A 12834-nucleotide genomic window follows, 5' to 3' on the forward strand; every position below is an offset into this window, starting at 1 on the left:
CAAATATTCTAGTAACTGGTGATTGCTGTATTCTTTGGAGTATTAACTTTGTTGTCATTCCAGGTAAAGCTTTGTTTTAGGTTTACGTATTTAATTTCTGCTGTTTCTTTATATAAAGTTTCGGTTTCAAGAATGTTTCCTTCTATACCATATTGTTGATTAGGAAAAGTATATTGAGAATCTGTATCTGAATTCTCACAATAAACATTTGTTAATTGTGGTAAGGATACAAGTTCATTTTTGTCTGTTATCATAAAGTAATGTGATTCTACCTGAGCACAACAAGCTAAGTATTCCACTTCCATCTTAATCACCTCAGAGATCCCTTCCAGACCAGGGTTCTCTAAGGTGGTGATAAAGATGTCCTCAAAAAGCTCAATATCATTGAGTGTGAAAGTAAATACGTTTTCCGAAATTCCCCCCAAACGAATCAGATTAACAATGCAAGTCGGTTGTTCTGAACCATTCTCTTTAATTTCGGTAACTGCTGTGTACTTTCCCGTCTTCTGAAAACTTTGTGCTTTCATAAACTGAAATCCTAATATTAGGATGAAAAAAACAATGATCTTTTTCATAACAGTATTATTTTGAGGTTGATTATTTTGTACAAATTTATATGCTATAAACGGTTAAAATAAGTTGGTTTTAGAATTCGTTAGGATCAATTTAGAATTCGTACATCTCATTACGGTTTTAACATAATTGAGGTGTCTGGGTTGGAGTATGAATCATTTTTTGTTGCTATTAAAGTGTTACTATTTACTTTTGTAATATGATAGATAATTTTGAAAATGAATTTTTTGGTATCGGTATTCAGAATGGAAAAACTCCTGAGAATTTAGGAGTCCTCTGGAGAACTGCTCAGAATATGGGAGCGAATTATATATTTACAATTGGTAACAGATATGCAAAACAAGCAAGTGATACACATAATGCGGTAAAATCTATGCCATATTTTCATTATGATACTTTTCAAGATTTTTATAAACATCTTCCAAAAGGAGCAATGCTAGTAGGTGTTGAATTAACGAATGATGCGGTGCCATTAGAAACTTTTAATCACCCTAAAAGATGTGTCTACTTGTTAGGAGCTGAGGATCATGGATTATCTAAAACTGCTGTAGAAAAGTCACATTTCTTAATTAAGTTTAAGTCAGAATTAAGTGTTAATGTTGCTGTGGCAGGAAGTATCGTAATGTATGATAGGGGAATTAATAAACCTAGATTTATAAGAGCTACATAATAGTTTTGAGTAAAGTGGTTATTTTACTATAATAATTTACTATTCATTTGTAATTAGAAATATATAGTACCTTTAGCATACTTACAAGGCCTATGTTTAAAAAAATAGAAGAGAGTGTTGCAGTATTTAGTTCATGGATATGGGATTGGCCATTACTTATTCTATTAGTTGGAGGAGGCTTATTTTTTCTTATCTATTCTCGTTTTGCGCCATTTTTATATTTCCGACACGCAATAAACATCTTAAGAGGTAAATATGATAATGAAAATGATCCAGGTCAATTGACTCATTTTCAGGCATTATCATCAGCGATTGCGGCAACAGTCGGCATGGGGAATATTAGTGGAGTCGCTATAGCATTAGTAATGGGCGGTCCAGGAGCAATTTTCTGGATGTGGATTAGTGCATTAATTGGTATGGCTACTAAATTCTATACGTGCACTCTTGCTGTTATGTATAGATCAGAGAGTAAAGAGGGTAAGACGCTTAGTGGCCCAATGTATGTTATTACAGCTGGATTGGGACGTCATTGGAGACCATTAGCCATTTTCTTTGCATTAGCTGGTTTAGTAGGGACATTACCTGCTTTTACTGTAAATCAACTTACTCAAACTTTAGTTGATGTTTTGGATTGGAACGAAGAAGCTAAATTATATATAGGGATCGTTTTGGCTATAATGGCATCATTTGTTATTCTTGGAGGGATTAAGAGGATTGGGTTAGTAGCTAGTAAGTTAGTCCCTTTTATGGTGGTTTTGTATTTTATTACAGTCTTTACCATATTGATTTTACGTATGGATTATGTACCCGAGATGTTTGTTTTAATTTTTTCGGATGCTTTCTCTGGGGAGGCTGCTGCAGGGGGAGTTTTGGGGTATTTGATTAAAACGGGAGTGAAAAGAGCTGCTTTTTCTAATGAAGCAGGAATTGGTACTGCACCTATGATGCACGGGACAGCTAAAACTGATGAGCCTGTTAGAGAAGGACTTGTAGCTATGATTGGTCCTGCTATCGATACACTTCTTATATGTACACTAACTGCATTAGCAATTTTATCTACTGGGGTATGGAGACATTCTGACGGTAATGGTATTTCACTTACTTTAGAGGCTTTTAATTCTGTTTTACCTTATGGGATGGGAGATGGTATAGTGATTGTTATGGTTCTTATTTTTGCCTTATCAACATTGTTTTCATTTTCTTATTATGGAGTAACATGTTTAGGTTTTTTAACTAAACCCAAATATGGTAAATATTATAATTATATTTATATAGGATCTATTATTGTTTCAGCTGTAGTGAAGATCGATTTTGCTATTAATTTAATAGATAGTGCTTTTGCATTAATGGCTATACCTACAGTAATTTCTGGATTACTATTAGCGCCTAAAGTTAACGCTCAAGCTAAGGTTTACTTTCAGAAAATTACTTCCTTACGATAAATTCACTTCTTCTATTTTCTTGGTGTTCTTCTTCTGTACAAGGAATACCGTTTGCACATTTATTAATGAGTCTTCGTTCTCCATAAGCTTTTCCTTTAATACGTCTCCAATTGATTCCTCCTTTACGAATGATATATCTTACTGTAGCTCGCATCCGCTTTACACTAAGTTTTTTATTATACCAATAACTAGATCTACTATCTGTATGAGAACGCACTTCAATTTTTAGATTAGGATTCTGTTTCATAACAGAAATAACCTTCTGTAAATCAGCAATTGCATCTGGTCTAATCTCGTCAGTATCTAGGTCAAAGAAAATAGTTCGTAACTGCAACGGGGCGACAATATCATCACCTATATTAACCGGTTCGGATGTAGTAGACAATAGTTTTTCTTTCTTAAAAGGTATCTGGACATTATTAATAGTTTCAAAAGTATTTTTTGATTTAAAAATAATATCATTGGGATTAAATCCTTCTATAGAGACACGAATAATATATTGCTTGTCACAATCAACCTCAAAATTATAGGCTCCATCATAATCGGACTTAATTTCATTTATGATGTTCCCATCAGTATCTAATAATGTTACATTAGCATTAGCAATAGTTTCATTTGTTTCATTATCTGTGATAATACCACTTAAGAATTCTCTACACTCAGTAATTAATTCCTCTGTTTGTCTAAAACTATAGATGTCATCATTTCCTTTTCCACCCCTTCTATTGCTTGCAAAATAACCCGTATTGTTCTCTTCATCTAATACAAATGAGAAATCATCTTTTGGGCTATTTACTGGTTTCCCTACATTGAATATTTCATATAACCCTGTGTCTTTAATAATAGCAACGAATACGTCTAATCCACCTAGTCCAACGTGACCATCACTTGCAAAATATAATCTTCCGCTCTCACTTACATATGGAAAAGTTTCTCTACCTTCTGTATTGATATTGTCTCCTAGGTTTTTGGGTTTCCCGTATTTTCCATTAGGAAGTATATTTACTACGAATAAATCAGACTTCCCTCTAGTTCCTTTCATATCACTAGCAAAATATAATTGTTTACCATCAGGACTTAAGGCAGGGTGGGAAACTGAGTAATTATCACTATTAAAAGGGAGTTCTTCAATATTAGACCATTTTTCGTTAGAAAGAGTAGCTTTATATAATTTTAATAAAACAACTCCTTTTCTACTTTTACCAAGTTTGTTATTGGTGAAATTATTTCGTGTAAAATACATTGTCTTTCCATCTTTAGTAAAACTTGTAGAAGATTCATGAAATTTGGTATTTATTTTACCTTTTAATTTTTTTGATTCTTGTGTAGAAATATTATCGTTATTTATTTTTGAAGAAAAAAGATCTAAGAATGGCATTTTATTCCATTCATGAAGCTTGGAGTTTTTACTTCTGGAGGAAGCAAATACTATGTTTCCTTTGTGATCAAAACTTGGAGCGTAATCAGAATATTCAGAATTTATGATAAGAGTGTATAAATCATATTTACCAGATTGCATTTCTATGAAATCTAAATAATCGCGTTTATTTATAAAAGATTTTGCTCTTTTGTCATTTCCTGTAATTGTATTAAACCTTTCCATAACATCGTCTGCTTCATTATATCGCTCTGTACTTTTAAGGCTTTGAGCATATCTAAACAAATACTCCGGTTTTATTTCTTCAGAAAAATTTGAGATTAATTTTTCGTACCATTGAATAGATTCTTCTGGTTCTCCTGTGAAATAATAGGAGTCTGCTAATTTTCGATAAAGATCTGAAGAGGAATATCCTTGTTTTGCAACATCTAGATAGATGTCACGAGCGTTTATATAAGCTAATGCTTCAAAACTTTCGTCAGCCTTGGTAAGCAGTTTATCTGTGTTTTGTGCAAAACTGAACTGTGATAACATGAGTAGTACCATCACAGATACACATGTGCGTATGGTGTGATATGTTTTCGAAATAGTTAAAAAAGAGATAGAATAATTTCCCAAAATAATCCCAGTATTTATAAAATAAATTATCTGTTTTTGTGGGGTTTTAAAAACATACTGGAATTAAATTTACGAAAAATTAACAAAAGGTTTACGGATATAATATTTTTCATGTGTCTTAAATACTGTTTTGTAAAGCTGAAATTGTATGTCTAAATCTATTTTAGTATAAAATATTCCTTCTCTAGATTGGACAATTTTGTGTAATAATGGACTAACTTTGCAACAAAATCATATATATGGCTCATAAAGCAGGTTTTGTAAATATCATTGGTAATCCAAATGTTGGAAAATCAACATTGATGAATGCTTTCATTGGAGAAAGGTTGTCCATAATCACGTCTAAAGCGCAAACAACTAGGCATAGGATTTTGGGAATTGTAAATGGAGATGATTTTCAAGTTATTTTATCTGATACTCCAGGAATTATAAAACCAGCATATGAATTACAAGAATCTATGATGGGATTTGTAAAGTCGGCTTTTGAGGATGCAGATATTCTTATCTATATGGTTGAGATAGGTGAAAAGGAGCTGAAAGACGAAGCATTTTTTAATAAGATTACAAGTGCTAAAATCCCAGTTTTCTTATTATTAAATAAGATAGATAAATCTAACCAAGAGCAATTAGAGCAGCAAGTGCAGTTTTGGGCAGAAAAAGTTCCTAATGCAGAATTATATCCAATCTCTGCTTTAGAAAACTTTAATGTTAAAGAAGTTTTTGGAAGAATTGTAGAGTTATTACCAGATTCACCCGCCTTTTATCCAAAGGATCAATTGACCGATAAACCAGAGCGATTTTTTGTAAACGAAGCGATTCGCGAAAAGATATTAATGCACTATAAAAAAGAGATTCCATATTCCGTAGAGGTAGAGACTGAAGAGTTTTTTGAAGACGAAAAAATTATCAGAATAAGATCTGTAATTATGGTAGAAAGAGAGTCTCAAAAAGGTATTGTTATAGGTCATAAAGGATCGGCACTTAAAAGAGTTGGAGTAGAAGCTAGAAAGGAATTAGAGAAGTTTTTTGGAAAGCAAATTCATATCGAGCTCTATGTAAAAGTTAATAAAAATTGGCGAAATAATGAACGTCAATTAAAACGTTTTGGTTACAACCGTTAATTCTTTTAGATAAAATTTTCCCTTACTTTGTTTGTAGGATTTTTGTGAGTTTTTAAATTTCGACAATTACGGGAAAACTGTATTTGGAAGATAAAATGCTACAGTTAAACGTTTTTACATCTTTTTTTGTGTTTTTTTAGAGGGAAACATATAGTTTTGCGTAGCTAACATATTTAAAACGCCCTAAAATATGATATGAACAATACTTTATCTTCACACACTTTTTAATAAACGCTTAACTCTAAAATCTAAATAAATTACAAAGGATTTGTTGACTCTTGTAGTCTGGAATCAATATGTGATTTCCTGTCCCGTGTATTTATTTTTAAAACCCAAAATAAATTAACCAGTTTGAGCTTCTGAAACTCGAACGAAAAAACAACTACACAATGTCTAAAACTACTAACAAGCTTAACTCATTGAGCGGTAAAGGGAGAGTGACTTCTATTAGTTCTTCTTTACTTAGCTTAGCAATGATCGTCATTTTTATGTTGACTTCGGGGTTTAATACCGCAGTTGATAAGAATAAAAAAAGTTTTGATTCAACAACATCTGTTTGTAATAACCCATTAGAAAAAGCATTGGGTTATAATGCATTTGTTAGATATAATACTACAGTTAATGGCGGAGATACGGAAGGTCCTATTGCATTAGGAGGAGATTTGACGATTGATGGAATCATCACAATAGCTGCTCAAACGCCAGGAACTAATTTTTTTAATGGAGATGACCAAGCTTCATCCTTAGTAGTGAATGGTAAAGTAATTTACACCTCAGGAGAAGGAATACATCTTAATCAAGGATACACCAAAGTAGGTGATTTAAATGGCTCTTCAGTTTTTGATGTAGATTTTAATTTAGCATCAGTTAATACAAGAGTTACTGCTGGAGATTACGACGCTAAGCCAAGGATTCAAGTGCAAAGAAAACAAGGTCAAAGTTCAGTTGGTCAGGCTAATTTGATTGATTTTGAAGCAGCTTTTGCATTGTTCGAATCAAAGTCTATTTCTTATAGTAATATGCTATCTAATGTCCAAATAAGTAGTGATAATAAAATGTTACTTTCTGAAAATACAGTAAACGTTTTGCATATTACTGGGACAGAGTTGCAGAACCTTCCTTACCTAACTTTTGAGAATACTCCAAGTCAGAATACGCCATTAATTATAAATGTTGATGCGGCAGGTGATTTTGAATGGAATATTCTAAATCTTAGTGGAATTGGGGATCAGCAAGGAGCCTTTATTATTTGGAATTTTTATAATAATTCAAGTATAACATTAAAAGGAGGTTCAACGATCATAGGTAGTTTATTTGCTCCTAAATCAGATGTGATAAAGGATTCCTCAGGAAATATTAATGGACAGGTTATCGCAGCAAATTATCACCATGTTCAAGGAGAGTTACATCAACATATATTTGATTCTTGTACGGAAGATGATGTAAGTTGTGCTTTAACAGTAGAAGCTGGTGATGATTCAGAATTTTGCGGAGAAGGAGAAGTAACACTTACTGCAATAGTTTCTGGAGCATCGGAATGTGTAGATTGCATAGGAGAATATAGTGTATTAAACACTAATAATTGTAAAAGAGATCAAGACTACGTAATGTGGTTAACGGATGGTAATAATCCAAGATGGTTTTCTAATGTTGATTTAGAATGGAATGAATTGTCAGATGGTACAGCAACATTGACAGGAACAATTTTTGATCATACCTTAACACAAACTACATACGAAGTAAATGCGATCTATTCAGGAAGAACAGATACCACACCAACAAATAGCCCAAAAGGACACGAATGTAATAATGAAGACGAATCTGCTTGGATTTATTATACAGAATTAACGGGTACTGTAACAAGCTCTGATGGATCTTGGTCAATTGATTTATCAAGAAGAGGGCCTGCTTTTCAATTAGGAAATGGAGCTAATGTTACAGAAACTGAGGAAGGGAAATTCGGAGCCTGTGGTTGGTTTAACACCACAGATAATCAGTATAATAGAGGAGATTTTAACTTTAACCTTGGAGACTGTGTTACAACTTCAACAACAGAGGTAAGCTATCTATGGTCTACTGGAGAAACTACTCCGTCTATTACGGTAAGTGAAGGAGGAATTTATACAGTGACAGTTAAGGATTGCGAAAATTGTGATGCGTCAGATTCGGTAGAGGTTATAATAAATGATGTTCCGCAGGTAGATGCTGGAGAAGATCAAGAGATTTGTTTAGGAGATGAGGTTACTTTAACTGCTATTACTGATGGAAATGAAAGTTGTGAGAGCTGTATCGAATATGGTATACAAAATACTGACTATTGTAAGGGGAATCAAAACTATGTGTTGTGGTTAGATGGCGGAAGATTCTTTTCTAATGTAGATTTAGAGTGGAACGAACTTGCAGATGGAACTGCAACTCTTAAAGGTACTGTTTTTGATTATACAAATACACAATCAAACTATGAAGTTGATGCAGTGTTTACAGGGAAAACAGCAATTGTTCCTGCCAATAGTCCAAAATCACATTTATGTAATGATGAAGATGAATCAGCTTGGCAATATTACACAGAGTTTACTGGAACTATTACTAGTGAGGATGGATCTTGGTCTACTACTTTAACTAGAAGGGGGCCAGCATTCCAGATGGGTAATGGAGCTAACCAAACTGAAAAAGAATTAGGTAAGTTTGGAGCTTGTGGATGGTTTGATACTAATGATAGTGAATATCCAGTAGGAGATTTCAATTTTAATTTTGGAGATTGCATTACTTCCGAGACAAATAATACTAGTTTCTTATGGTCTAATGGAGAGACTACAGAAAGTATTACTGTATCGCCAGAAGAAGATACAACATATTCTGTAACAGTAACTAATTGTAATGGTTGTTCTGCAACAGATGAAGTAACGGTAACCGTTAAATCCGCTGTTGTTGACGCTGGAGATGATCAAAATATATGTTTAGGAGAAACAGTTACATTAACTGCTATTGGAGAAGGTACATTTAGCTGGTCTAACGGAGAAACTACTGAAACAATTACAGTATCTCCAACTGAAACAACAACATATGTAGTTACTGCAACAAGCGGTAGTTGCGAGGCATCTGATTCAGTTACTGTTGTAGTAAATGATCCAGTTATAGTAGATGCAGGAGATGATCAAGAAATATGTTTAGGAGAAGAGGTTACATTGACTGCTCAGGCCACAGGTGTTAATTGTGGTGATTGTGTAGAGTATGGTGTTAAAGATACAGACTATTGTAGAGGAAGACAGCATCAATTTGTTGTTTTTATAAATGATAATGGTACCAGACTATGGTTTAGAAATGTAGATCTTGTTTGGAATGATAATACCACAGATGGAACAGCTACATTAAAAGGTGAAGTATTTGAGTATAATTCTACAAATACATCGTTCTTAGTGGATGCTACATTCTCTGGTTTAACTAATACTCCACCTGTTGATAGTCCTAAAGATAGTTTTTGTCAATCAGAAGATGCAACCGGTTGGGAGTATTACACAGAAATTAGTGGAACTATTACTCAAATTGGAGGCACATTAAGTTATGATATTTCTAGAAGAGGAGAGGCATTTCAAGTAGGAAATGGAGCTAATGTGTTTGAATATACACCTCAAGTTTATGGAGCTTCAGGATGGTTTAATCTAGAAGGAGATCCTGATTCTTTTGGAGATTTTAATATAAACATAGGAGATTGTATTTCTCAAGAAGAAGGGCAGGTTCAGTATTTGTGGTCTAACGGAGAAACTACACAAAGTATTACTGTATCCCCAGAAGAAGATACAACCTATTCTGTAACTGTTACAAGTTGTACTGATTGTGTTGGAGAAGATGAAGTAGTTGTAACTGTAAGTTCTGCTGCAGCAAATGCGGGAGATGATCAAGATATTTGCGAAGGAGAAACAGCAATGCTTACAGTAGTAGGAGAAGGTGATGTTTTATGGTCAACAGGAGAGACTACACCTACTATTGAAGTTTCACCATTAGAGACTACAACATATACTGTAGAAGTGACTAATGGTAATTGTTCTGCTGCAGATGAAGTGGTTGTAACTGTAAATTCTGCTACTGCAAATGCGGGAGATGATCAAGATATTTGTGAAGGAGAAACCGCAACGCTTACAGTAGTTGGAGAAGGTGATGTTTTATGGTCAACAGGAGAGACTACTGCTACTATTGAAGTTTCGCCATCTGATACTACTACATATACTGTAGAAGTTACAAACGGTAGTTGTTCTGCTGCAGATGAGGTAACTGTTACAGTAAAATCGGTAACTGCTGATGCTGGCGATGATCAAACTATTGCAGTAGGAGAGGCTACTATGCTTACCGCTACAGGAGGTGACACTTATGTGTGGTCAACAGGAGAAACTACTGCGACAATTGAGGTTTCTCCAGAAGAAACTACTACATATACTGTTACTGTTTCCGCAAATGGATGTTCTGCTGAGGATGAAGTGACTGTTTCGGTAGAAGGTTGTACTCTTGTTGCAGATGCTGGAGATGATCAAGAAATATGTTTGGGAGAAGAAGTAGTGCTTACAGTGGCAGGAGAAGGAGATGTTCTTTGGTCTACTGGAGAAACTACAACAAGTATAACTGTATCACCTACGGAAACAACTACATATTCTGTTATTTTAACAAGTGGTAGTTGTGAAGCCATAGATGAGGTTGTTGTTGGAGTTACTATTGTAGAAGTGAATGCTGGAAGAGATAAATTTTTATGTGAAGGTTTTGGAGAAGAAGCAACTTTAACTTCTACTATTGCTGATACCTATTTATGGTCAACAGGAGAGACAACAAGAAGTATTGTGGTGTCACCAAGTACTACCACAACTTATACATTAACTATTACTGTAGGTAGTTGTAGTGATATGGATGAAGTAACAGTTTTTGTTCAAGATTGTGATGAATCAATTATATCATCCACTGTATATCCAACAGTATTGAGATCAGGAGAAACACTGACGGTTGATGTAGCATCTAAGAAAGATCAAAAAGTATATGTGTCTTTTTATAGTTTGTCTGGTTCAACTATGATTCCTGAAACTGCTGAGAATGAAATTAAGAAGGGTAAAACATCGTTAACTTTTGATACATTAAGTTCAATGCCTTCAGGTATGTATTTAATGAAGATTGATAAAGAAGAAGGAACAGAATACAAGAAGTTTATTGTCAAATAAATAGTATTTTTAAAATAATTTAATATAAAACTGTCTAAAGAGTATTCTTTAGACAGTTTTTTTTGAAGTTTAAGTTATTTATAATTTATTCTTTTCATAACATTAAAGATATATACATTATTGAATTTAGCTAGCTAACGCAAATCAAATTAATAATGAAAATCTTTAACAAATCAAGTCTAGTTGTAATTGGGGCTTTAGGGTTATTTTATTCTTGTAATCTTGATGATTATCAAGGGGGAGGTAGCAGTACTGATGATCTTACGTTTAACAAAATCGGAGGTTTTATAAATGGAACCGGAGACGAAGGTTTTGCAGAAATTTCTGCCTTTGATCCAGAGACAGCTAAGTTATTTGTAGTAAACCCAAATGATGTGGAACTTTCTGTTTGGGATATATCTAACCCTTCCAATCCTATAGCGGGGACAGATATTGCTTTAAATGGAATTCCAAATAGTGTAACTGTGCATGAAGGAATTGTGGCTGTCGCGCTAGAAAATGCAGCTAATAAACAAGCAAATGGTACGATTGTAACCTATGATGCAGCATCACAAACTCTTTTAAATACTTATCCTGCAGGAGCACTACCTGATATGGTGACTTTTAGCCCTAATGGTAAATATATTGTTGCAGCTAATGAAGGAGAGCCTAATGATGAATATACTTTTGATCCAGAGGGATCGGTTACAATAGTTGAAGTCCGTACTGGAGAAGTAAATCAAGTAAGTTTTACCGGCTTTAATGGGAGGACTATAGGTAATGACTTTAGAGTATTTAGTCCTGGGGCAACGTTAGCTCAGGATATAGAACCAGAGTATATTGCAGTTTCAGATGATTCTAAAACTGCTTATGTTGCATTGCAAGAAAATAATGGTATTGCGACAATAGATTTAAGATCTAAAACACTTAGGGATATTACAGGTTTAGGGGTAAAAAATTATGCCCTTCCAGAAAATCAAATAGATGCTAGCGATAGGGATGATATTGTAGGGAATTTCCAAAATTGGCCTGTATTGGGATACTATCATCCTGATGCCATGATTTTTACTACAATACAAGGAGCTAGATTTTTAATTACTGCTAATGAAGGAGATGCAAGAGATTATGATGGATATTCAGAAGAAGAAAGAGTAAAGGACTTAGTTTTAGATCCTACTGCATATCCCGATGCAGAAACTTTACAGTTAGATGAAAATTTAGGAAGACTAAAGACTACAACCGCTAATGGAGATATAGATGGTGATGGTGATGTAGATCAAATTTATGCTTATGGAGGAAGGTCTTTTACAATTTGGTCCACCACCGGAGTTAAGGTATACGATAGTGGAGATCAAATAGCAAAAACTGTATTTGAATTAGATCCTAGCACATTTAATAGTAACGAGGGTGATGGAGTAGATAATAGATCAGATGATAAAGGTGCAGAACCAGAAGCGGTAGAGACCTTGAGTATAGGTAGAAGTACATTGTTATTTGTAGGTTTAGAGAGAACAGGAGGGATCATGGTATATGATATCTCTAATCCAGTTAATCCTAGGTTTATAGAATGGCTAAGAGATGCGTCAGATATCTCACCAGAAGGTTTAATCACTATAAAAGCCGAAGATAGTCCAACAGGCGAAGCATTAGTAATAGTTACTAACGAAGTTTCTAATACAGTAGCAATTTATGAAGTGAAGTAATCACGTCCATAAAAAGTTTGTTGTTTTACAGTAACCAACTTATATAGAATTGTTTTTATCTTTGAAATAAGTAATTATTTCACTGACTGACTATCAATTATGAAAAAGTTCAATAGGTCGATGCGCTGACCGTTGAGCTTTTTCGTTTTTAT

Annotated in this window: 7 protein-coding genes; 5 read left to right on the forward strand and 2 right to left on the reverse strand. The window is 34.0% G+C overall.

Annotated features, from left to right (window positions below; translation table 11 throughout):
• Positions 1 to 8: 8 nt before the first annotated feature.
• Positions 9 to 575 carry a hypothetical protein gene (locus tag H526_RS0123790; RefSeq protein ID WP_027395248.1) on the reverse strand — a complete coding sequence of 189 codons (567 nt, stop codon included), beginning with the start codon at positions 573 to 575 and terminating at the stop codon, positions 9 to 11.
• Positions 576 to 772: 197 nt separating this feature from the next.
• Between H526_RS0123790 and H526_RS0123795 the strand changes: the two genes are divergently transcribed.
• Complete coding sequence (locus H526_RS0123795; protein ID WP_027395249.1) at positions 773 to 1243, forward strand: RNA methyltransferase; 471 nt, start codon at positions 773 to 775, stop codon at positions 1241 to 1243.
• Between the two features lie 92 nt (positions 1244 to 1335).
• Positions 1336 to 2685 carry an alanine/glycine:cation symporter family protein gene (locus tag H526_RS0123800; protein WP_027395250.1) on the forward strand — a complete coding sequence of 450 codons (1350 nt, stop codon included), beginning with the start codon at positions 1336 to 1338 and terminating at the stop codon, positions 2683 to 2685.
• Here the strand turns inward: H526_RS0123800 and H526_RS0123805 are convergent.
• On the reverse strand, positions 2669 to 4609 hold the full coding sequence (locus tag H526_RS0123805; protein ID WP_035086326.1) for an OmpA family protein: 1941 nt from the start codon (positions 4607 to 4609) through the stop codon (positions 2669 to 2671). The genes H526_RS0123800 and H526_RS0123805 overlap by 17 nt on opposite strands.
• Positions 4610 to 4920: 311 nt before the next feature.
• On the opposite strand from H526_RS0123805, the gene era reads away from it, so the two are divergent.
• The 3 genes from era to H526_RS0123820 all read left to right on the forward strand — a co-directional run bounded on the left by era (position 4921) and on the right by H526_RS0123820 (position 12682).
• Entirely contained in the window at positions 4921 to 5802 is an 882-nt protein-coding gene (era, locus tag H526_RS0123810; RefSeq protein WP_027395252.1) for a GTPase Era, read from the forward strand.
• Between the two features lie 389 nt (positions 5803 to 6191).
• Positions 6192 to 11000: a collagen-binding domain-containing protein gene (locus tag H526_RS0123815; RefSeq protein WP_027395253.1), complete on the forward strand. Its 4809-nt coding sequence runs from the start codon at positions 6192 to 6194 to the stop codon at positions 10998 to 11000.
• Positions 11001 to 11155: 155 nt separating this feature from the next.
• A complete protein-coding gene (locus H526_RS0123820) occupies positions 11156 to 12682 on the forward strand; it encodes a choice-of-anchor I family protein (RefSeq protein WP_027395254.1) in 1527 nt (508 codons plus the stop codon).
• Positions 12683 to 12834: the final 152 nt, after the last annotated feature.

This window comes from Aquimarina latercula DSM 2041 (assembly GCF_000430645.1).
GTDB classification, from domain to species: Bacteria; Bacteroidota; Bacteroidia; order Flavobacteriales; family Flavobacteriaceae; genus Aquimarina; species Aquimarina latercula.

Excerpts from the sequence above, each read along its gene's own strand:
- H526_RS0123790 (WP_027395248.1), bottom strand. The coding sequence starts at position 575 with ATGAAAAAGATCATTGTTTTTTTCATCCTAATATTAGGATTTCAGTTT.
- H526_RS0123795 (WP_027395249.1), top strand. The coding sequence starts at position 773 with ATGATAGATAATTTTGAAAATGAATTTTTTGGTATCGGTATTCAGAAT.
- H526_RS0123800 (WP_027395250.1), top strand. The coding sequence starts at position 1,336 with ATGTTTAAAAAAATAGAAGAGAGTGTTGCAGTATTTAGTTCATGGATA.
- H526_RS0123805 (WP_035086326.1), bottom strand. The coding sequence starts at position 4,609 with ATGGTACTACTCATGTTATCACAGTTCAGTTTTGCACAAAACACAGAT.
- era (WP_027395252.1), top strand. The coding sequence starts at position 4,921 with ATGGCTCATAAAGCAGGTTTTGTAAATATCATTGGTAATCCAAATGTT.
- H526_RS0123815 (WP_027395253.1), top strand. The coding sequence starts at position 6,192 with ATGTCTAAAACTACTAACAAGCTTAACTCATTGAGCGGTAAAGGGAGA.
- H526_RS0123820 (WP_027395254.1), top strand. The coding sequence starts at position 11,156 with ATGAAAATCTTTAACAAATCAAGTCTAGTTGTAATTGGGGCTTTAGGG.